The 20966-nt window shown below is 67.3% G+C and carries 23 protein-coding genes; 12 read left to right on the forward strand and 11 right to left on the reverse strand.

Annotated elements, in window-relative coordinates:
- The first annotated feature begins 279 nt into the window (after positions 1–279).
- Entirely contained in the window at positions 280–810 is a 531-nt protein-coding gene (locus tag ACIBX3_RS20990) for a pyridoxamine 5'-phosphate oxidase family protein (RefSeq protein ID WP_397119346.1), read from the forward strand.
- Positions 811–1150: 340 nt separating this feature from the next.
- On the opposite strand, the gene ACIBX3_RS20995 is transcribed toward ACIBX3_RS20990, so the two are convergent.
- Together ACIBX3_RS20995 and ACIBX3_RS21000 are read right to left on the reverse strand one after the other, a co-directional pair.
- Complete coding sequence (locus ACIBX3_RS20995; protein WP_397119348.1) at positions 1151–2869, reverse strand: CocE/NonD family hydrolase; 1719 nt, start codon at positions 2867–2869, stop codon at positions 1151–1153.
- Positions 2870–3044: 175 nt separating this feature from the next.
- Entirely contained in the window at positions 3045–4310 is a 1266-nt protein-coding gene (locus ACIBX3_RS21000) for an MFS transporter (protein ID WP_397119350.1), read from the reverse strand.
- A gap of 72 nt (positions 4311–4382) precedes the next feature.
- On the opposite strand from ACIBX3_RS21000, the gene ACIBX3_RS21005 reads away from it, so the two are divergent.
- Together ACIBX3_RS21005 and ACIBX3_RS21010 are read left to right on the forward strand one after the other, a co-directional pair.
- Positions 4383–5225 carry a LysR family transcriptional regulator gene (locus ACIBX3_RS21005; protein WP_397119352.1) on the forward strand — a complete coding sequence of 281 codons (843 nt, stop codon included), beginning with the start codon at positions 4383–4385 and terminating at the stop codon, positions 5223–5225.
- Between the two features lie 465 nt (positions 5226–5690).
- Positions 5691–6338, forward strand: coding sequence for a hypothetical protein (locus tag ACIBX3_RS21010; RefSeq protein ID WP_397119354.1), 648 nt, complete (start codon positions 5691–5693; stop codon positions 6336–6338).
- 49 nt (positions 6339–6387) lie between these two features.
- Here the strand turns inward: ACIBX3_RS21010 and ACIBX3_RS21015 are convergent, their stop codons facing one another.
- Positions 6388–7065, reverse strand: a complete 678-nt coding sequence (locus tag ACIBX3_RS21015) for an alpha/beta hydrolase family protein (protein ID WP_397119356.1) — start codon at positions 7063–7065, stop codon at positions 6388–6390.
- 484 nt (positions 7066–7549) lie between these two features.
- Here ACIBX3_RS21015 and ACIBX3_RS21020 point away from each other — a divergent pair, with 484 nt between their 5' ends.
- On the forward strand, positions 7550–7936 hold the full coding sequence (locus ACIBX3_RS21020; protein ID WP_397119358.1) for a VOC family protein: 387 nt from the start codon (positions 7550–7552) through the stop codon (positions 7934–7936).
- Between the two features lie 279 nt (positions 7937–8215).
- Here ACIBX3_RS21020 and ACIBX3_RS21025 read toward each other — a convergent pair whose 3' ends face one another.
- The 7 genes from ACIBX3_RS21025 to ACIBX3_RS21055 all read right to left on the reverse strand — a co-directional run bounded on the left by ACIBX3_RS21025 (position 8216) and on the right by ACIBX3_RS21055 (position 13685).
- The gene (locus ACIBX3_RS21025; RefSeq protein ID WP_397119360.1) at positions 8216–8935 is read right to left on the reverse strand and encodes an NAD-dependent epimerase/dehydratase family protein; all 720 of its coding nucleotides are present in this window, start codon (positions 8933–8935) and stop codon (positions 8216–8218) included.
- A gap of 518 nt (positions 8936–9453) precedes the next feature.
- Entirely contained in the window at positions 9454–10662 is a 1209-nt protein-coding gene (locus tag ACIBX3_RS21030) for a cytochrome P450 (RefSeq protein WP_397119362.1), read from the reverse strand.
- A 405-nt stretch (positions 10663–11067) separates the two neighbouring features.
- Positions 11068–11829, reverse strand: coding sequence for an ABC transporter permease (locus ACIBX3_RS21035; RefSeq protein WP_397119364.1), 762 nt, complete (start codon positions 11827–11829; stop codon positions 11068–11070).
- A 10-nt stretch (positions 11830–11839) separates the two neighbouring features.
- A complete protein-coding gene (locus tag ACIBX3_RS21040; RefSeq protein ID WP_397119366.1) occupies positions 11840–12649 on the reverse strand; it encodes an ABC transporter ATP-binding protein in 810 nt (269 codons plus the stop codon).
- Positions 12649–13062, reverse strand: coding sequence for a DUF1048 domain-containing protein (locus ACIBX3_RS21045; protein ID WP_397119368.1), 414 nt, complete (start codon positions 13060–13062; stop codon positions 12649–12651). The genes ACIBX3_RS21040 and ACIBX3_RS21045 overlap by 1 nt, the downstream gene beginning before the upstream one ends.
- 2 nt (positions 13063–13064) lie before the next feature.
- Positions 13065–13394 (reverse strand): PadR family transcriptional regulator, encoded by a 330-nt coding sequence (locus ACIBX3_RS21050; protein ID WP_397119370.1) that lies wholly within the window; start codon positions 13392–13394, stop codon positions 13065–13067.
- Positions 13395–13559: 165 nt separating this feature from the next.
- Positions 13560–13685, reverse strand: a complete 126-nt coding sequence (locus ACIBX3_RS21055) for a hypothetical protein (RefSeq protein WP_397119372.1) — start codon at positions 13683–13685, stop codon at positions 13560–13562.
- Between the two features lie 630 nt (positions 13686–14315).
- Here ACIBX3_RS21055 and ACIBX3_RS21060 point away from each other — a divergent pair.
- From ACIBX3_RS21060 to ACIBX3_RS21090, 7 genes are all read left to right on the forward strand, one after another.
- Positions 14316–14804, forward strand: a complete 489-nt coding sequence (locus ACIBX3_RS21060) for a DUF5946 family protein (protein ID WP_397119374.1) — start codon at positions 14316–14318, stop codon at positions 14802–14804.
- Positions 14805–14838: 34 nt separating this feature from the next.
- A complete protein-coding gene (locus ACIBX3_RS21065; RefSeq protein WP_397119376.1) occupies positions 14839–15168 on the forward strand; it encodes a DJ-1/PfpI family protein in 330 nt (109 codons plus the stop codon).
- A 226-nt stretch (positions 15169–15394) separates the two neighbouring features.
- Positions 15395–16306, forward strand: a complete 912-nt coding sequence (locus ACIBX3_RS21070; protein WP_397119378.1) for an alpha/beta hydrolase — start codon at positions 15395–15397, stop codon at positions 16304–16306.
- Between the two features lie 169 nt (positions 16307–16475).
- Entirely contained in the window at positions 16476–17312 is an 837-nt protein-coding gene (locus ACIBX3_RS21075) for an alpha/beta fold hydrolase (RefSeq protein ID WP_397119380.1), read from the forward strand.
- A 4-nt stretch (positions 17313–17316) separates the two neighbouring features.
- Positions 17317–17904, forward strand: a complete 588-nt coding sequence (locus ACIBX3_RS21080; RefSeq protein ID WP_397119382.1) for an alpha/beta fold hydrolase — start codon at positions 17317–17319, stop codon at positions 17902–17904.
- Between the two features lie 86 nt (positions 17905–17990).
- Positions 17991–18704 (forward strand): SDR family oxidoreductase, encoded by a 714-nt coding sequence (locus ACIBX3_RS21085; RefSeq protein WP_397119384.1) that lies wholly within the window; start codon positions 17991–17993, stop codon positions 18702–18704.
- 250 nt (positions 18705–18954) lie between these two features.
- Positions 18955–19332: a hypothetical protein gene (locus tag ACIBX3_RS21090; protein WP_397119386.1), complete on the forward strand. Its 378-nt coding sequence runs from the start codon at positions 18955–18957 to the stop codon at positions 19330–19332.
- Between the two features lie 52 nt (positions 19333–19384).
- Here ACIBX3_RS21090 and ACIBX3_RS21095 read toward each other — a convergent pair whose 3' ends face one another.
- Positions 19385–19984 carry a short chain dehydrogenase gene (locus ACIBX3_RS21095; protein ID WP_397119388.1) on the reverse strand — a complete coding sequence of 200 codons (600 nt, stop codon included), beginning with the start codon at positions 19982–19984 and terminating at the stop codon, positions 19385–19387.
- A gap of 70 nt (positions 19985–20054) precedes the next feature.
- Between ACIBX3_RS21095 and ACIBX3_RS21100 the strand changes: the two genes are divergently transcribed.
- The gene (locus ACIBX3_RS21100) at positions 20055–20939 is read left to right on the forward strand and encodes a LysR substrate-binding domain-containing protein (RefSeq protein WP_397119390.1); all 885 of its coding nucleotides are present in this window, start codon (positions 20055–20057) and stop codon (positions 20937–20939) included.
- The last annotated feature ends 27 nt before the right edge of the window (positions 20940–20966 follow it).

The following is a 20966-nucleotide window of genomic DNA, read 5'->3' on the forward strand; positions in this document are numbered from 1 at the left end:
AGCCGGCCACCTGACAATCCCGGACACGATCACCACGGCGCAGAGCGCCGCGGTGATGCTGCCGCGCCCAAGTTAGGGTTCTGTTTTCGGGCCAGTACGCGGGCTTTCCGGCGGACAGCTCGCGGGACACCTCATCGGGACGCGCGAGTTCCTTGTCCGTGAGGCCCCAAGACGGATGAAGAAATACGACACAAGGTGTCGGGTTTTGGGTCGAGCATGGTTGCACCGGTCGCGTCGATGGCGGGCGTGGGCCGGGCCCTCGGATAGACAAGGACCTCAATGCGCGAAACGTCAGAAGAGCTCAAGGAGCTCCAGGCCCTCCTCGACGCCTCTCTCTCCGGCTCCACCTCGCACCTCCGCTCGATCATCAACACCGAGCGCACACTGACAGCAGAGCAGCTCGCTCAGACCCTCACCGGCATGTGTACCCTCGCCCTGTCCACCGTGACGGCGAAGGGCGAGCCGCGGATCAGCGGCGTGGACGGGCACTTCCTCCACGGAAAGTGGCATTTCGGCACGGCGCGCGGCGCCGCCAAGGCCCGCCATCTCGCCGCCCGCCCCGCCGTCAGCGCCGCGCACATGCGCGGTGAGGACCTGGGCGTGTTCACGCACGGCACGGTGGAGATCCTCAACCCCCAGGACGGCGATCCGGCCGCGGACTGGCCAGACCTGCTCGCGTACTTCAAGGATTTCTACGGCGACGACTCCTTCGACTGGGACAACGACGTGATCTACTACCGGCTGCATCCGCACTGGATGACCGTCTACGCCCCCGATATCGCGAAGCTCACTGCCGCGTCCCAGTCCTGATCCGCAGCACAGGCCTTGCGACCGGCTCCACCGGCACGGGCGGCTCCTCCTCGGCAGTGGCCGCCCATGCCACGTAAGCCGCCGGTGAACGATCAATGAGCAGATCGAACATCTGGTCCGAGCCGTCTCTCTCGTAGGCGGCGCGCCCCGTGCGCCAGCGATCGTCCGATGCGGTGCGCCACAGGCAGCAGGTGATGAGCGGGGCGTCCTCGAGTGTGAAGCACATCGTCGAACATATGGACAACGTGTCCCCCTGACGCTCAACGTGGTCTCCTTCCGCGTGCTTGTCGATCGCCGCCTGCAGGTCACGCTTGGCCCCTGCGAAGTCAAGCGGGCCCCGCTACCGGCCGACCCCGCCAGGAGCGTGCCCCGTCCCGACGACCGGGAGAACAATGCGCGAAGGGCGTGTGGCGTCGTGCGCGACCTCTTGGTGAGCCGGGCGATAGTCCGTTCCGCTTTCGAGGGGTTCGCCGGTGTTGAGGTTGCGATCCCAGCGAGGGAAGTTGCTGGAGGTGACGTGGACGCGCATTTGGTGGCCGGCGCGGAACACATAGCTGGTGGACCACAGGTCGACGGCGTGTTCGCTGAACTCGCCCGGCGAGGTGACCGCTCGCACGATCCCGTCCACCACGTTGCGGGAGACGCCATGGGCGTCGACGTCGCAGAGCCGGATCACCCAGTCCGTCGTCGGGGCATCGGTCGCCGCGTGGACGAAGGCGCGGATCCGCCCGGTGACCTCCACGTCCTCGGCCAGGGGCTCGGTGGTGTAGACGAGCACGTCCGGCCGTGCCTCGACCCGGGCCTGGTCGAGCGGACCCGGCCGGAACTCGCTGGACATCAGCAGCGCGCCACCTGTCGTCGGCACGGGGTCGGCCGGGTCGTAGACGTAGGCGTCGCTTCCTTCACCGGCCTTCGGGGGGTCGAAGGCCAGCCGGCCGTCGGCTCGCAGGAACAGGTCCGTGTCGACGGCACGGGTGAGTGGCCACTCCTGCTCCTCGCGCCACTCGTTCGCTCCCATGACGAACAGCAGCACCGGCGGCAACCGCGGCTTGCCCTCGACGCCGGAGTCGCCGGCTGCGGCGTCGGGCGCCAGCCACTGCCGGAACCATTCGCGCTGGAGGTCGGCGAGCCTGCCGCGGAAGCCGAGAAGCTCGGCGTTCGCGGCCATTCCGAAGTTGATGTCGCCTACCTGCCCGGCGGTGTTCGTGTGCGTCCACGGTCCCATGATCAGCGTGGCGGGCCGCCCGGCCGCGCGACTGGCGGTGAAGTTGTCGAGCGTTCCCTGGCAGAAGATGTCGTACCAGCCGCCGACGTTCAGACTGGGCAGGTCCACCTCCGCCTGGCGCCCGGCGACCCGGCAGGATGCGCTCCACTCCGGATCCCGCCGCGACCGTTCGAAGCCGAGTTCCGGGACCTGGTGGCGCTGGAAGGCAGGATGGCGGCCGGCCGGCAGTTCCCAGTAACCGGATGTCGCGGCCCCGTCCAGGTCGTGGACCAGTGTCCCCAGCGCCTGCCCGAGGGCGGCCGGGTCGTCGGCATGACGGCGCAGCATGGTGTCCACCCCTTGCATGAGCGACCACGGCAACGTGATCCCCAGCTCGCTGGCCCCTCCCCGGGCGAAGAGCCCGTCGTCCGGCTCCGACCAGGTGACCTGCGGGGCGATGGCCCTCAGCTCGGGAGGCTTCGACAGCGCGGCCATCCACTGGGTGTTTCCGAAGTAGCTGGCTCCGAACATGCCGACCGAGCCGTTGGAGTCCGGGAGCGCGGCGGCCCATCGGACGGTGTCGTAGCCGTCGTCCGCCTCGTACGTCCACGGCTCCCAGTCACCCCCCGAGGCGAACCGGCCCCTGGTGTCCTGGATGACGACGATGAACCCGGCTCGCGCCAGACCGAGAGGGTCGAGCAGTGCGGCCAATGCCGGGAAGTTCTTCCCGTACGGCAAACGGGTCAACAGCACGGGCCAGGGCCCGGCCGTCGCGGGCCGGTAGACATCGGCATGGAGCACGGTGCCGTCACGCATGGTGGCAGGGACGTGGTGTTCGACTGTCACGTTCAGCATGGGCCGACCTCCTCTGACGGTGTGCCGTCGGCACCACCGCACCCTGACAGGACACACCCGTCACCGGCACCCCCGAACGGGTGTGTTCCCCGTCGCGGCACCCACCCGTCCGGGTGTGCCGGGCGGAGGGGATCTGCTGTCCGCTTGAGGCGTGCCCGTGGCCGTACCTGGCTCGTCACCGGCGCCGTACGCCCATGGCCGTACCGGGCTGACGTGATGGGGTCGGCGCGACGGCGTCGCAGGACTCGAGTGCCTGCGATGAGGACGACGGAGAAGGTGCGGCGGCGGGTGACCGGCGCGAGAGCAGGTATCCCGTCAGTGCGGCGAGCAGGCCGGCCAGGCCGGCCGCCGCGAAGCCGCCCGCCGGCACGGACACGTCGATCGCCACTCCCACGACCGGGGAGCCGAGCGCGAACCCCGCGCCCAGCGCCGACGACTGCAGGCCGGTCGCCTCACCTCGCACACTGGCCGGCGTCAGCCGGCTCACCGCGTCGGAGACCGTGGAGAGGGTCGGTGCGGTGAGCAGCCCGGCACCGATGACGGCCGCACACAGCCAAGGCCAGTCATGGGCAAGTCCGGCCGGAATCGTCACCAGCCCGAGCAGGCCGAGCAGCAGCCAGGTGGGCATCGGCCGGGGCAGCGCTCCGTACACCAGACCGCCCACGACGGACGTCACCCCGAACACGGCGACGACCACGGCCGCCCACGCGACCTGACCGGCTTCTTCGAGAGTGGCGACGATGGCCAGGTCGACGCCGGCGAGCAGCATCGTGGCGCCGAAGCCCATCGTCAAAACAGCGACCATGCGCGCTCCCAGCCACTCCCGGCGCCGGGGCCGGCCTGCTGCGTCGCCGTCCGCCTCGTCCTCGGCCCGCAGCGGCGGGTCGAGCAGGGCTATCCCTGCCCCGCCGACGACGATCGCGGCGCCCACACCCCATGCCACCACGCCGGGGGACACCTTCGCCGCGCACAGGATCACCACCGCCGGGCCCACCATGTACGACAGCTCGCCCACCACCGACTCCAGCGCGAACACCGCCCGCCGCTGCCCTGCCGTCGTCATCGCGGCGATCGCCTGCCTGGTAACCGATTGAACCGGCACCATCAGCAGACCGGCGGCGAAGGAGGCGCCCAGCAAGATCACGTACGGCAGCACGGGCACGGTCAGCCAGAACACGATCTGCGGCACAACCGTGGCCAGCAGCACGGTACGCAGGCCACGCCGGTCGATCATCCGGCCCAGCAGCGGCCCGCCCAGCGCGACACCGGCGGTGAGCGCCGCCGCCACGGCTCCCGCCGCCGCGTAGCTCATGTCGAGGGCAAGCACGACGTACATCGTCAGCGCCATCACGTCCGCCGTGATCGCGGCACGAGCGAGCAGCGAAATGCCCAGCAGTGGCGTCATCCCCGGCACCGCGAGCACCTGTCGAAATCTGGTCACCGGTTTGACGGTAGATAATCCGTAATGCCATAGGAAGCCGTCAATTTGTTGGACCAGGCATAATGAACGCTTATGGCACGTGATCTCGAGACCGCACTGCTGCGGTCGTTCGTCACCGCCGTGCGAGCGGGCAGCATCAGCCGTGCGGCGGCGGCGCTCGGCCATACCCAGCCCGCGCTCAGCCAGCAGTTGCGCAAGCTCGAGAGGGCCGTCGGCAGGCCGCTGCTGCACCGGGCGCCGTCCGGCGTCTCGCCGACCCGGGCGGGCGAGGAACTGCTCCCCTACGCCGAGCGCATTCTCGCGCTGTCGGCACAGGCACTCGCCGAAACGGGACGTGCGCTCACCGGGCATTGCGGCGTGGGACTCCTCGAAGATCTCGCCGCTTCCCGCCTTTCTCAGGTACTCGCCGACCTCGCGCGACTGCACCCCGACGCGACGCTTGAGGTGCTCAGTCTTTCCAACGCGGCGATGCGGGAGGCCTACGACACGGGCCGTGTCCAGCTCGTGCTCGACGAGGTCGCAAATCTTCCCTGGCCGCCGCGCTGGACGGTGCGGCTGCCGCTGGTCTGGGCGGTCGGGCAGGGTGTCGCCGCCGACGCCGATCCGCTGCCGGTGGTGCTGTTCTCGAACACGTGCGCCTGGCGAACGTCGGTGCTGGAAACGATGGAAAGCACCGGGCGCCGCTGGCGGGTGGCGTTCGAAAGCAACAGTCTCGCCGGAGTGCTCGCCGCTCTACGGGCCGGGCTCGGGGTCGCGGCGCTCCTGCCCGCCAACCTCGAGCCGGCCATGGCCTGCCACGACGCGGCCGCGTTGCCTGCTCTGCCGGACGTCGAACTCGGCCTTGCCCGCCACCCCGGTACCGAAGGTGATGCGCTCATCGACGCCGTGGAGACCGCCCTGCGGCGGATGATCTGAGCCGCACGCGGCGACGTCCCGGTTTCGCGGCTGGGGCGTCTTGTCTGTTCGACGTGCGGGTTTACGTCCGACGAACAAGAGCCCCTGGCCGACGCCCCCTTCCCGATACGCGCCGTCACGTTGCAGGACAACGTGCGGCACGTGGTGGACATCCTCCGCCGGCTCGCCGAACGAGGCGTCGAGCCAGCGCTGAGGGCGCCGGGTCGAGCGTTCGTGCGTGTTGTTCGCTTCCTCGCCGGCTTCAGCCACGTTCGAGTACAGCGAGAGAAACTCCGGCGCGGCTTCGAACCAGCGGTCGTGTAGTGGCGTCCAACAAGATCACAGCACCAGAAGGGACTCATGTGATCATCTGGTTGAGCGGCACCTTCGGGGCAGGCAACCATGTCACCGTGGATGGCCTTTCGATAGGCGACCGGGGCTGCGCATGACGCAGGGTGCCCTCGCAGCCGTGAGCGTGTCCCAGGCATGGTGATCCGCAAACGCGCCCCACGCTCCACGCAGCGAATCGACGTGACCCGCCTTCCCGACGACGTCGTGGCGCTCATCGACGCCCTCGAGCCTGGTGAGAACGTGGTCCTCACGCGTGACGGCGCGTCGATCGCGACGATCTCCAGCACCATTGACGTGGTCCAAGGCGCCATCGTCGATCGCGACGCGCCAGACGAGGCCAACGATCAAGCACCGATCGACTACGAGAGCGTGACGGTCGTGGCCACCGCGATGGAGCTGTCGACCGCGGCTCGGGTTGCGCTATCCACCCAGCTCGGGGCCGACTACTTAGTGCTCGATATGCATGCGGCTCCCGCGACAACCGATGTGCTGCTGGTACCTCCAGGCAGCCCGCAGCTGATCACAGCGCTCCGATCGATGTTCCCGAAAGCTCGCGTCATCGTCACCGAAATCGAGGACCACGAACTCGGAGTTCAGTATCACGGCCCGGTCCGACGACTACTTGACGCCGGCGCTGAGGCGTATCTACCTCCGGCGACCCTCCCACACCTGGCCAGGCAGCTTGACTACACACTGAGTCGAGGGCGCGAGATCGCTGGCGGGGCCGCGACACCACTGCAGATCGCACCGACCGTGGAGCCGGCAGATCCGGACGACGAATGACCCCGCGCTTCTTCGCCGGACGTCCTGTTGGGGCGGTCAATCGGATCATTCAGGCGAGATGGTGCTTGAAGAAGGCGACTGCTTCTTGAGCCACTTGGTCGCGAACGTTGTTGGTCGCCGTGGGTGCGAAGAAGTCCTCGTGGCGGACATGAGAGCCCGCCGTGCGGCCTGTCGCTGTGGGGATGCCGTCCAGGTAGGGCCTGATCTCGCGGAAGGGCGCGATCGTGTCGGCGTCGCCCCAGCAGATCTCCACGGGCACCTGAATGGATGCCAGGCTGTCAGGCGTCACGAAAGGTCCCCATCCGGGAGCAATCTGAAAGCCAGCTCGGATTCGGGCGTCGGTCAGGTCGCCTCCTGACCTGTCTGCCTCGATCAGTAGCTCATGCTGCGTGGCTTTCTCCCGCAATGCCGCCAGGACCCCGGGGAATTCCGGGATCTCGGGCAGTGGGATAACACCGGTCAGGACAGCGGCCACCTTCTGTGGGTCGATCCGCGCGCCGGCCAATGCGGCGACGGTGTAGCCGCCGAAGGAGAAGCCGGCGGCACCCACCGGGCCGAGAGTCTCCTCCCGGGTGAGGGTGTCCAGGGCGAAGGAGATGTCCCGGGGACGTTCCCATCCGAAGAGGAAGCCCTCGGGTTCGTAGCCGTCGATGAAGTTGTTGCCGTGATGGTCGAGGGCGACGACCCGGAAGCCTGCCGTCACCATTGGGCCCACCAGCCATTCCATGGCGCTTCCTGAGCCTCCGGTTCCATGCGACACGATGATCATTGGAGCGGGTGTCGCCGGCGGTCGCTGAGGTTCCCACTGGTAGAGACGGATAGGACGAGGGCGGCTCGGCTCGCGGAGATCACGACGCGATTCGTCATGCAGGACACGTGTCCTGCTCCGAGTCTGCCCAGAGATCGTCATGGCAGCATCGTAGGAAAGGTGCTCAGGCGAGAGGGACGACGCCCCTTCCGGCGAGAGCTTCGGCCAGGCGCTGGGATTCGCCGCTGGTCTCGATCATGTGAGCGTGATGCATCGGTCGCTCAACGGTGGCAGCGGCCATGACCTTGGGCAAGATCGATAGATTTACCCGGTCGTCGACCAGGACTTCCGATGACCGCCTACAGAGAACCTGAGGCAGTCTCATCGGACCTGAGGCACTGGCCCTGGTACCTCCGGCCTCGTGAGACGAACCCCCTCGGACCTGGATGTAGTGTCCTGGGGCATGGAACACGTCACCGGCATCGGCGGAGTCTTCATCCGAGCCCAGAACCCTGACCTCCTGAACCGCTGGTATGCCGAGCACTTGGGCATCACCCCAGCACCGGAGTCCTACGACGTGTCGTCGTGGTGGCAGCAGTCCGGGCCCACCGTCTTCACCGCGATGGCCGCCACCTCCGAGCACTTCGGTGGCCCGGAACGCACTTGGGCGATCAACTTCCGCGTGGACGACCTCGACGCCATGGTCACCCAGTTGCGCGCCGCCGACATTGAGGTTGAGGTGCATGGTGAGGACTACCCCAACGGCAGGTTCGCCGACCTGAAAGACCCGGAGGGCAACGCCGTCCAGCTCTGGCAACCCGCCGGCGCCGACGCTCGAGGTCCGGCCTGACCGCGCTTACAGCCGCGATCTGTAGGCCCGGCTTTACCGTGCAGCCCCGCACGGCACATCGACCGGGTAGCGGCGCCTGGAATGTGATCCATTGCAACCACGCCGCCAGGAAAAGTCCGCGTCGGGTGATCTACGAGGTCAACGGAGAACGAGGGTCTGCCTCGTGATCACTGAGACGGAGGACCCGCGAATCGTCTCATCCCATCTGATGCACCGCAGGTCAGATGGAGGCCATACCTCACATTGAACGAGACAGGACAGCATGGCTCCTTCACCGACCTACGCTGCGGTATCGCAGGTCGGCACCGGTGATCCACTCGATGATGGAGTGGTGTCGGGGCTCCAGCCGAGGAGGTCGCGGGCGCGAGTGGCGCGTACGCGGCTGTTGGAGCCCAAGGCGTGTACGGCGAATTGGGGGTCCCAGAGGTTGCTGAGCGAGTCGGGATCCCAGGGTTGCGGGGTGGGCATGCCGAGGGTGCGGGCGAGGGCCGAGGCCATCGCACCGAAGGATTCCTCGCCGCTCTCGACGAAGTAGAACGTGCCGGGAGGGGACTTCTCAAGAGCGAGGGTGTACAGGTCGGCCAGGTCGTCGACGTGGACGTTGGACCAGATGTTGCGGCCCGCGCCGACGTGGCGGACAACGCCGTCCGAGTGCGCCTGGCGGATCAGCGCATCGATCAGCACGCTCTGACGGCCCGGAACCCTGCTCCCGCCGTAGACGAGGCCGTTGCAGAGTACGGCCGAGCGCACGTCCTGCTCGGCGGCGGCCAGCACCAGCCGGTCGATGGCCACGCGTGCCGCACGGATGGGATGGTCCGGCTCCCAGGCGTTGAGGACGTCCTCGCCGAAGACGTCCTCCGATCGTTCGCCGGTTGTGCCGGTGGCCCCGGCCTTGGACTCATCGCGGATCAGGCCGGTGACGGCGTGGCCGGACTCGATCAGCCGCGCGGCAACGGTGCCGCCGATGAGGCCGCTCGCTCCGGTGACGAAAACGTTCAATGGGAAGTCCTCTTTGCCGGTTCGGGAGTTCGGGACGAGGAGATCCTCGTCTCGCTCCCATCCGGGGCCAAGCCCTCTTGCCGATCCGGCAAAGGCGGCCTTCCCGCCGCGCTCGGCGATCCAGGCTGGGGAGCGCGGTCGCCGGCTCGTCGCGCCGGGCCACCAGACCGTCGATTACACCGCCGGACCAGTGCGGCATCTTCATCTGGCCGCCCTCTTCGCACTGGTTCCGATGCTTCCGTGGAGGTTGGTGGGGTTTGGCGGCCATGCTCTCTGATGAGTAGATGGAGCGGCTGCGTTCGTATCCGGCGCCCGTTCGCGCCTATGACGTGGTGAAAATGCTGTTGCGCAATGGCAACCCCACCCCCGCTGGGCGATGCGATCGCCGCCGCGAGCCGCCCTCGCCAGGGGCCACCGGAATACGGGCGCGAACAGGCCGCGGACCCGATCGTCGCAGGCGAGCAGTCACAGCGGTGGCGGGCGGCCCGTACGCGCCTTCGCCTGTCCTCGGTTCGTGGTTACGCGTCCCAGGTGACGGGGAGGCTCTTGACCCCGTAGATGTCGGCGGTCTCCGGGCGCAGGGCGACCTCGTCTGCTGGTACGGCCAGGCGCAGGGTGGGGAAGCGGTTGACGAGTGCGGGGAAGGCGACTCGCATTTCGACGCGGGCGAGCTGCTGGCCCAGGCACTGGTGGACGCCGTGGCTGAAGGCCAGATGGCCGCCGTCCTGCCTGTGCAGGTTGAGCATGTGGGGATTGGGGAAACGCTCGGGGTCGCGGTTGGCGGTGTTGAGGGACAGGATGACCGTCGTACCGGCCGTGATGGTGTGGCCGCCCAGCTCGACGTCCTCCAGTGCGACCCTGTGGAACTGCTTGGCGACGCTCAGATACCGCAGCAGCTCTTCCACGGCCTGGTCGGTGAGCGCCGGGTCGGCGCGCAACGCGGCAAGCTGGTCCGGGTTCTGCAGCAGCGCGAAGGTGCCCAGCGCGAGCATGTTCGCGGTGGTGTCGAACCCGGCCGACAGCAGGATCAGGGCCATCCCCTGCAGCTCCTCGTCGGTCAGGTCGCTGTCGAGCAGGTCGCTGAGCACATCGTCGGTGGGGTTGGCGCGCTTGGCGGCCACCAGCTCGGCGAGGTACTGCTGGGTGGCGATGTAGGCGGCGATCAGCTCCTCGTCGCTGACCTCTCCGCCGAGGAACTTGTCGATGTTCTCCTGGAAGAAGCCCCGGTCCTCGTACGGCACGCCCAGCAGTTCGCAGATGATGATGGCGGGGATGGGCTTGGCGAACGCGGTCACCAGGTCGGCCGTAGGCCCGGCCTTCTCCATGGCGTCCAGGTGCTCGGCGGTGACCTGCTCGACGCGTTCGGTGAGCAGTCGCATCCGGCGGACGGTGAACTTGCCCACCAGCGGTTTGCGGTAGCGGCTGTGCTGAGGCTCGTCCATGAGGAGGAACTCGCCGGGCGGTGCCGGGGGGACCTCGATGTCGCCGTAGTCGATCAGCGGGTGGTGGCGCATGAGCTCCTTGCGTGAGCTGAACCGAGGGTCGGCCAGGACCGACCGGACCAGGTCGTAGCCGGTGATCAGCCAGCCCTGGTGCCCGTCGGGGAAGGGGAAGCGGCTGATCGGGCCGTGCTCGCGGGCCTGGATCAGCTCCTTGGGCGGGTCGAAGGGGCAGCCGGGCTGACGCGCCGTCGGCATCGTCGTGACGGTGTGGAGGGATTCAGTCATGATCTTTCCTTGTCTCGCGATAGGAGGTGTTGTGTGGAGCTCGAAGGGGGCGTTGCAAGGAATGGCAGCGAGCCACATGCTCTGGCGGGTATGCCGATCCGTGTCGGCGGCGGTGCGGGGCGCTCTGGTCCACGGCATCGGGGCGACATCAGTACCTGGTGGGGGGATCGACCCTCCCACGGTGGAGGCCGGTCGTCACTCGCACCGGCAAGGGTCAGCGGCTGCCGCACGTGTTCCGGGTGGTCCGCTCACAGCCCGGTGCTCATCTCGCGCGAATCTCCCGGAAGCCTTCGGCCGGCGGCGGAGACAAGCCGGGGAAGGGCTGTTCTTGTTCAGGGCGACCGCGCCGCGATCCGCCTGTCTGCCACGCTCATCGGGATCAAGACAAGCCTGACCCGATACGGCCTAGGAGATCTTGCGGCGGTAGGTGTTCATGGCGAAGACGTACGCGACGAGGAGGATGCCGGCACACCAGGCCAGGGCGATCCAGATGTCGGTGCCGACCGGCTGCTGGGTGAACAGGTCGCGGATGGCGTTGACGATGGAGGTCACCGGCTGGTGCTCGGCGAAGACGCGCAGCGGGCCGGGCATGGTGGCGGTGGGCACGAACGCCGAGCTGAGGAACGGCAGGAAGATGAGCGGGTAGGAGAACGCGCTCGCGCCTTCCATGGTCTTGGCGGACAGGCCGGGGATGACGGCGATCCACGTCAGTGCCAGGGTGAACAGGATCAGGATGCCGGCGACCGAGAGCCACGCCGACACTCCCGCCGGCGAGCGGAAACCCATGAGCAGGGCGACGAGCACGACCACCACGAGTGAGATCAGATTGGCGACCAGCGAGGTCAGCACGTGCGCCCACAGCACGGACGAGCGTGCGATCGGCATGGACTGGAAGCGCTCGAAGATGCCGCCCTTCATGTCCATGAAGAGCCGGAACGCGGTGTAGGCGATGCCCGAGGCAACCGTGATGAGCAGAATGCCGGGCAGCATGTAGTTCACATACGAATCCGACCCTGTGTTGATCGCGCCGCCGAACACGTAGACGAACATCAACATCATGGCGATCGGCATGATCGCGGTCGTGATGATGGTGTCCGGGCTGCGCGCGATGTGACGCAGGGATCGTCCCAGCAGGACGACGGTGTCGCCGAAGAAATGCTTGCTCATCGGGGGTTCCTTACTTGTCCGTACTGACATGCGGTGTTTGCCGGGCGTCGGCGTCCTTGCCGCCGTCACCGACGAGCGTGAGGAAGACGTCCTCGAGGGTCGGCTGCTTCTCGACGTATTCGACCTTGGCGGGCGGCAGGAGCTGCTTGAGCTCGTCCAGGGTGCCGTTGACGATGATCCGTCCCTCGTGCAGGATCCCGATCCGGTCGGCGAGTTGCTCGGCCTCGTCCAGATACTGCGTCGTGAGCAGCACCGTCGTACCCCGCGCGGCGAGCTCCTTGACGGCCTGCCACACCTCGATGCGCGCCTGGGGGTCGAGCCCGGTCGTCGGCTCGTCGAGGAAGATGACCGGCGGATTCCCGATGAGGCTCATCGCGATGTCGAGGCGGCGGCGCATGCCACCCGAATACGTCGACACCTTCCGCGCGCCCGCGTCGGTCAGCGAGAAACGCTTCAGCAGGTCGTCGGCGATCTTGCCCGGGTTCTTGAGGTGCCGTAACCGGGCGACCAGTACGAGGTTCTCCCGCCCGCTGAGGATCTCGTCGACGGCGGCGAACTGTCCGGTGAGGCTGATGGACTCCCGTACGTCCGCAGCGTGCGTGGCGACGTCGAAGCCGTTGACGCTCGCCGTGCCCGCGTCGGCCTTGAGCAGCGTGGACAGGATCTTCACGGCCGTGGTCTTGTCCGCCCCGTTGGAGCCGAGCAGGGCGAAGATGCTGCCCCGCGCCACGTCGAAGTCCACGCCGCGCAGCACGCGCAGCTCCTTGTAGGACTTTTCCAGGCCCTGCACATGGATCGCCTGGGCTTGCAGTGTCGTCATCAGACTGTCCTGTCCTCTCTTCCGGTGTCTTCGCCGGCGGCACGCTCGATGGCGCTGGTGAAGCGGTTCCGCTCCCGGGCTCTGTACTGCCCGATCGGGTAGTTCCGCACGAACGCCTCCACGAACTCCACGGGGTCTTCCCCGAAGATGTCGCGGATCGGGGTTCCGTCCGCCGCGCTCTGTTCGAACAGGTCGGCAAGGTCCTCGTACATCGACATCGCGCCGGCGCCGTCCGCCGGCCCGAAGTGCATCAGGTACCGCTCCAGCGCTTCGACTGCTGTGCGGTAGTTCTCGGGAAGCTGCTTGATGCGCGCCTTGTACTGCCGGTAGCGCCGCTTGTCCTCGAGCGACCCTGTGACCATCTCCAGGTACTGCAGGTAGCGACTCTTCGGCTCGCTCGACCCTGTGGCCATGTCTACTTGCCTCCTTTGCGGAGCTGTTCGAGCCTCTCGGCGAGGAAGCTCCAGGTCCTCCAGAACTCTTCGAGGTACTCCCGTCCCTGAGGGTTCAGGGAATACACCTTGCGCGGCGGCCCCTTCTCGGACGAGACCTTCTCCACGTCGACGAGGCCGCGCTGCTCGATCCTGACCAGCAGCGCGTAGATGGTGCCCTCGGCGATGTCGGAGAAGCCCTGCTCCCGCAGCCACGCCGTGATCTCGTAGCCGTACGCGGGCCGGCCGGACAGGATCGCCAGGACGATGCCTTCCAGCGTTCCCTTGAGCATCTCCGTCATCTGCTTGCCCATGGAACACCCCCCCTTCAGCTACTCGGTGTTGCTAACTACTGGTACAAAGTAGCACTGACTACTAGTACTTAGCAACACCGAATAGCTGAGGTGCAATCGCAGATCGCGAGCATGTGGGTGCGGGCGGCCTGATCGCTGCTCGTGAGCGAGCCCGCCGCCGCCTCCTTAGGGGAAGACGGGCTGCGTCAACGCACCGGAGAGTTCGATCCCCGGCTTCACCGTCGCGGACGCGGCGGGAGCGCCGACGGCGACGAGTGCGGCCGCCAGCGCCGCAATCGCTGAACTGTTCATGGCATCCACCATCGCCGGCCGCGCTGATACCGGGCCGTTGCCGTGCTGACACGGCCGCTGACACGACACCGCAGCAGACCTGATCTCCGCCGGGACCTCCGCCCGCGTGGCGCGCCTCTCGACGCGGCAGCCCGCAGCACGTGCGGCGCCTTGTCTGACTTCTCCAGGCCCATGCATATGGATCACGGGCCCGTCGTCACGGCTCGTCGCCCGTGACGCGATCGATGGCGTTGGTCAGCCGTTCCGCTCGCGGCTGATCCACTGACCCTCGGGCGGTTCGGCGAACTCCGCAGGGTCCTCCCCGACGACTTCGCGGATCGGGGTTCCATTCGCCGCTTGTAGCGGGCACGGCCTCGGAGGAGGTGTTACAGCACCCTCCCGTGGGCCCGTCCAACCGGACGGCGCCTACTCGCAGAAGACACGCAAGTGGCCATCGGGCTGGTCCATCTCCACGCTCACCTCGTCGAGGTGCTCCACGAGCGCTCCTGTGCGGTGATCCTGCCCTCGGCCAGTCGCGCTTCGTGACCTGCCAGACCTCATGGCCGCAGGACCATGGTCGGGTAGGTACGGCATGAGCCAGCGCCGATAACCCGTCGCCAAGGTCGGGGGCGGTGACTTATGTTGCAGCCCATGGCGAATATCTCCATGACGGGTCGGTGCGACTGCGGTGCGACGGCCGGCCCGCTGGGCATGTGCGTGGACTACTACCACGGGATCCTGGCCGAGGAGCAGTCGGATCCGCAGATGTACAGGTGGCACGCGCCCGTGGTCGTGACGTATCTCCTGCAGCATCCTTCCAGAGCTCATGAGAAATACCTCGACGACCAGTTTCGCCAGTTGCAGCTCTACGTGGATCAGGGCATTGACGCGCTGCTCCGCCTGGCGGCTCATCAGGTGGCACGGAACAACCACCGGGCACGGCTGGACTACGACATGGCACCGCTGGCGGCATACGCACCGCTCCCGAAGGGCGAACCTCCCGGCCACTTCTGCGCCTCGTTCAGCGGGTTGCCGTTCAGGGACGGCAGCTTTGTGTTTGACGGACATCTGGCGTACGGGGATCGCATCAAAGCCATCGCCGAAGCGACGGTGGAGTCCTGGAGATCCGTTCAGAGCTGATGCTCGAAGGCCGGCGTGAGGATATCCGCGGCGAGTGCTCCAATCGCACGGCCCGGAGGCATTGCACAGCGCCGGCACCGTCGTCATCCCACCCTTCGTCGCCCCTCCCATCCCCGAGGAAGTGCCGGCGGCCATGGCGGCGGCTTTGGCGTCCGCGGCTCCCGGCACACGCCTCGTGTCGATCTGCACCGGTGCCTTCGCCCTCGCGGCCGCAGGGCTCCTCAACGGCCGGCCGGCCACCACGCACTGGGTGGTCGCGGACCTCTTCCGCGACTGCTTCCCGCAGGTGGCACTGGACCCGGACGTTCTGTTCATCGATGACGGCGATGTGGTGACCTCGGCCGGCGGCCGGCCGTCTCGATGATCCGCTGTCTCGTAGCCTGCTTCTGCTCCTTGCTGTACCGCGCCACGCGCTACTTCTCCCGCCCGGGAGGACCCACGCGCCCTCCCCCGGATCCCATCTTCGTACGATCATAATCTAAATTCGGCGGAACCCTTGCGCTCGACCGGCGTCTCATCTTATGGTCGTATGGTCATAATCTAAATGCGGTGCACGAGCAGCGTGCGCAACACTGAGCAGGAGCATCACCATGGGAGTAAGCCCCCAGGCACAGCAGTTCGCGCAGTTCCTTGAGAGCGTGAGCGCGAAGTCCTCGACGCCGGGCCTTGACCTGGCCATCGTCCGCGACATCGTCGAGACGAACCATCGGGCGTCGACCGAGCCGGAAGGCGTGACCTACGCCGAAGTGGACGCGAACGGCGTCCCCGCCCTCTGGTGCATCCCCGAGGGCGCCGACCCCGACCGAGCGCTGCTCCACTTCCATTTCGGCGGGTCGGTCACCGCCTCGATGCACTCCGACCGCAAGGCCGCCGGCCACATCGCGAAGGCGGCCGGCGCCCGCTCTCTCGTCGTGGACTTCCGCCTGGCGCCCGAACACCCCTACCCGGCGCAGCTCGACGACGCCGAGACGGCCTACCGGTGGCTGCTCTCACAAGGCTACGAGCCGCGGAACATCGGCAGCACTGGCCACTCGATCGGCGGCACCCTCGCGGTCATGCTGCCGCTGCGTCTGCTCGCCAACGGCGAGGCGACCCCAGGCGCGATCGTCAGCGTCTCGCCGTGGGCGGACCTCACCATCCGGAACGCGTCGGTGGACGAGAACGAGAAAACGGACAAGATGCTCAGCAGGGGCACACTCGAACTCTTCCGAGGAGCCTGGCTCCAGGACCCCGCTCTGGACTTCGCCGACCCGCAGATCAGCCTCATCAACGCCGACCTGACCGGCCTGCCGCCCACGACCGTCCATTACGGCGAGTACGAGACCCTCGCCGACGACGGCGCCCAGCTCGGCCGCCGGCTCGCGGACTTCAAGGTCACCTCCGAGGTCCACCCGTTGCCCGAAGGACAGCATTCATTCGTCCTGGGCGCGGGGCGCGTACCCGAGGTGGACCAGGCGATCCAGCAGATGGGTGCATGGCTCCGCCGCCACCTCGGCGCCTGAGCGGAAGAACGACTCGTCGCCCGCCGGCGCGGCTCGTCATTGCATCGCGAGAAATCGGCAAAGAAGACGCGTTCCACGGCGTCACCGTCACCTTGGCCGTACGGTGCAGATGCTCATGGATGGCTCTGGCGTCAGAAGAAATGCCCGAATCGATTTACCAGGAGAAATCATGAGCATCACGTACAAGGACGCGCCCAACGAGGCGGTCGATGTCGGCGGAACGAGTTTCGCGTACCGGCGGCTCGGAACGGGCAACGGTGCGCCAGTGATATTCCTCAACCACTTGACCGGGGTTCTGGACAACTGGGATCCCAGGATCGTCGACGGCATCGCCGCCAGACATCGAGTGGTCACCTTCGACAACCGAGGCGTCGGCGCGTCACAAGGCAAGACACCGAACTCAGTGGCCGCGATGGCGCGTGACGCCATCGCCTTCATCCGGGCGATGGGCTTCGAGCAAGTCGATCTCCTGGGCTTCTCCCTCGGCGGCATGGTCGCTCAGGTGATCGTGGAAGAAGAGCCGAAGCTCGTTCGCAGGCTCATCCTCGCCGGGACAGGCCCGGCCGGAGGCCGAGGCATCGACAAGGTCACCTCTCTCACCATCCGCGACACGATAAAAGGCGCGCTGACCTTCAAAGATCCGAAGCAGTATCTCTTCTTCACTCGAACAGCAAATGGCCAGGCGGCGGCCCGGCAGTTCCTGGAGCGACTGAAAGAGCGTACGGACAACCGGGATAAAGCGATTTCGCTAACGGCTTTCCGTTCCCAGCTCAAGGCCATCCACGCCTGGGGATTGCAAGATCCCTATGACTTGTCGGACATTCAGCATCCTGTCCTGGTGGTCAACGGCGACAACGACAGGATGGTGCCCAGCAGCAATTCTGCCGACATGGCTCGACGGCTGCCGGACGCCCAACTCGCACTGTATCGTGACGCCGGGCACGGCGGCATATTCCAGTATCACGAAGAGTTCGTCAAAGAGGCTCTGGAATTCCTCGCGCCATAATTTCTTGCCGGATCGGATCGGCCGAGCAGGTGAGTGCTGCGTACGCCAAGCGGACCGGCCCGCCGTAGAACTTCTGGACGAGCAGTTCCCAACGGCCCGGTGGGTGGGACAGCGGCGCGGTGTCCCACTGGTCCTGCTGCACCGCTTCCGCGGCACCATCGACTGGTGGGACCCGGAGTTCCTGGACTACCTGGCCGCCGAGCACGACGTGATCGTGTTCAACAATGTCGGGATCGGCTACACCACCGGCGAGCCGCGCGACTCCCTTGAGGGATTCGCCGAGGGCGCCATCGAGTTCATCCAGGCTCGGTCTTGCGCAGGCCGACCTGCTCGGATGGCCGCTGGGCGGCATCGTGGCCCCGCACGTGGCCCTGCGCCGCCCCGAGCTGGTGAAGAACTGGAGGCCATCAAGCACCCCGTCCTCCACGCCAACGGCGTGCACGACGTGATGATCCCCGCACACGCTTCCTACGTCGCGGTCCAGCACCTCGACTCGGCCACCCTCATCCTCTACAGCGACGCCGGCCACGCCTTCCTGTTCCAGCACGGCAAAAAGTTCGCCACCGAGGGGACCAACTTCCTCGCCGCCTGACCTCGCCTACGCCACCATCACCGACCTCCCCAGTCGGCCCACCAGACGCGATCAACGCGCCTTTCTCATTTCATCAGGAGCCTTCCATGGATCTGTCCACCAGCACCGTTCTTGTCACCGGAGCCAACCGGGGGTTTGGCCGCGCGCTCGCCGCCGAGCTGCTCGGCCGCGGCGCCACCGTCTACGCCGGTGCCCGCAACCCCGACCAGGTCGACCTGCCGGGCGCCACGCCGATCGCGCTCGACGTCACCGACCCCGCCTCCGTGGCGGCCGCCGCCCAAGCCACAGGCGACGTGACGGTCCTGATCAACAACGCCGGCTCAGCCACCGACAGCGACCTGCTCGCAGGCGACCTGGACGACATCCGCCTGGAGATGGACACCCACTATTTCGGCACCCTCTCGGTAATCCGCGGCTTCGTACCCCAGATCGCGGCCAACGGCGGCGGCGCGATCCTGAACATCCTGTCCGGCCTTTCCTGGGTCAGCTTCCCGGAGGTCGGCGCCTACTGCGCCGCCAAGTCCGCGCAGTGGTCACTCACCAACGCCCTGCGCGTGCAGCTCGCCGACCAGGGCATCCGAGTGGCCGGACTGCACGTCGGCTACATGGACACCGACATGACACGGACGGTCACCGCGGCCAAGTCCGACCCCGCCGACATCGCCCGGATCGCCGTCGACGGCATCGCCGCCGGCGCCTACGAAATCCTCGCGGACGACGCCAGCCGCCAGGCACAGGCCGCACTGGCCGCAGGCGTCACGGCGCTCTACCCGCAGCTGGCCTCATCACCGCCGGCGTGATGGCGCCGGCCTACCCTGAACTGGTTGCGCGCGTACGCTCCGGCGCGCCTCTATGCCCGGCGGGTCCCTCTCACATTTCCCACCCAGCGCCGATCAGCCGGCGACGCTGAACGCACCCCTCAGTGGCAATCGCGCAGGTCCTTTCCGTGGCGGAGCTTTCAAAGACGCCGAGCGGCAAGATCCAGCGTTTCCTTCTTCCCGCGCGAGGCACCTCGTGACGGTCCTTCTGGTTCGGCTCGGGTGGCAGGACGTGACAGATCAACTGACCGCCGAGATCAGCAGCACGACGGCGAGCCCGGGAATCACGATCTGGCGCGGACTCGTCGGTGGCAAGCAGCCAGAAGTCATGCTCCGCGATAACCTCGTCTTTCTCCCCAGGGTGTACGCGGCCGTAAGACGCAACGGCGTGTCCGGCGATCCGGTCGAACCGTCAGTCGTCGATCGGAAGAACCGCTGCACAAGGGTTGGCGATGGCAAGCGCCGTGACCCCCTCTTGATGCCCTCCTTCGAGGCGGAGGCCACGACGGACGGCGGCTCCAGGATGACGCGCATGAGATGGAATGGTGCACCGCGCGGCCATCTTGATGCGTGGAAGACGCGACGCAACACACGTCAGCGGAGACGCTGAACAGGCCCGCCATCGCACGCTTCGTGACCGTTCCGGAAAGTCCTCCCCAGCATTACGGAAGGGAGTAGACCTGGCCGGTCTGCGCACCTTCGACGGAGCGGACGTAAGCCGCGGCTACATCGCTGAGGTCTACCGGCGGGAAGCCGGGAAAGTAGGCCCCGTACTTGTCGAGGTCTTCCCTGAAGACCGTCGGGGAGATGGCGTTGATTCGCTGGGGTGCGATCTCGATGGCGGCCGCCCGCACGAACGCCTCCACCGCGCCGTTGGCCATGGACGCGGCACTGCCCGTGACAACGGGCTCACGAGCCAGCACCCCGGTGATCAGGGTGAAGGACCCACGCTCTCGAACGTGCGGAACGCCCTGGCGCACCAGCTCGATCTGACTGAGCACCTTGTTGTCGAACGCCGCCTGGTAGTCCTGCGGCGTCAACTCGGCGAACGGTTTCCAGGGGACGTGGCCGGCGGCGCTGACCACGGCGTCCACCGCATCCGCCTTCGCGTACAGTGCCGCGATTTGAGCGGGGTCGGAGATGTCGTGGCGCAGGTCGCCGCTGCTTCGACCGACAGCGAGGACGTCGTGGCCCCGCCCGAGCAGCGTCTCGCGCACGGCGGTGCCGAGCGTGCCGCCGGCGCCGATGAGGAGGATCTTCATGGCGACAACGTTACGGCGGCACGGATCCGGCAGTGAAATGCTCTTCAGGCAGCATTTATGCTCGGCGATTATGAATGTGGAGCTGCGTCATCTCAGGGCCTTGGCGGCGATCGGAGACGAGGGCACCATCACCGGTGCCGCGCTCGCTCTCCACATCAGCCAGCCCGCGCTCTCACGCACCTTGGAACAGCTGGAAAGCCGTCTGGGCACCCGGCTGGTCGAGCGCACCACTCGCCGCCTCACGCTCACCGAAGCAGGAAGGCGGCTGTGGGAGCACGCCCACCGCATCCTCGACCAGGTGGACACCGCGCTGACCGAGGCGGTAACCGGGACGCAGCCGCGCTCCATCCGCGTGGCCTTCGCCTGGTCCGCACTGGGCAGCCACACGGTTCCCCTCCTTCGCGCCTGGCGTGACCGCCATCCCGACACGCCTGTGCACGTCTGGCGCGTGGATGACCCCGAAGCGGCCGTACGGCGAGGCGAGGCCGACGTGGCATTCCTGCGCACCGAGCCCGCCCCGGATCCCAGCCTGGCGCGCTGCTCTCTCGTCCGTGAGCAGCGCATGGCGGCCGTGCCCGAGGACCATCCGATCGCCCAGCGCTCGGCCGTGTGCCTGGCCGATCTCGCGGACCAGCCCGTCGTCCTGTGCTCGACTGCCTCCACCACGCGCGCCGATCTGTGGCCCGGCACCCGGCAGCCCTCGACCTTCCAGGTGCCGGGCGTCGACGAGTGGCTCACCACCATCGCTACCGGGGAAGCCGTCGGGGTGACCACCGCGGGCATCAGCTACAACCACCCCCACCCGGGCATCCGCTACCTGCACCTGTCCGATGCCGCCCCCGTGACGGTGTATCTGGTGTGGCCGATCAGCCCCTCTCATCCCGCGACCGATGACTTCCGCCGGCTGGTGCAACGGCAACTGGCGTCCCAGAACCTAGCGACCAAGGATCGCTAGCAGCGGCCGACGGACCTCGATGCGGTG

The sequence above is a fragment of the Nonomuraea sp. NPDC049480 genome (assembly GCF_044465905.1).
Lineage (GTDB): Bacteria > Actinomycetota > Actinomycetes > Streptosporangiales > Streptosporangiaceae > Nonomuraea.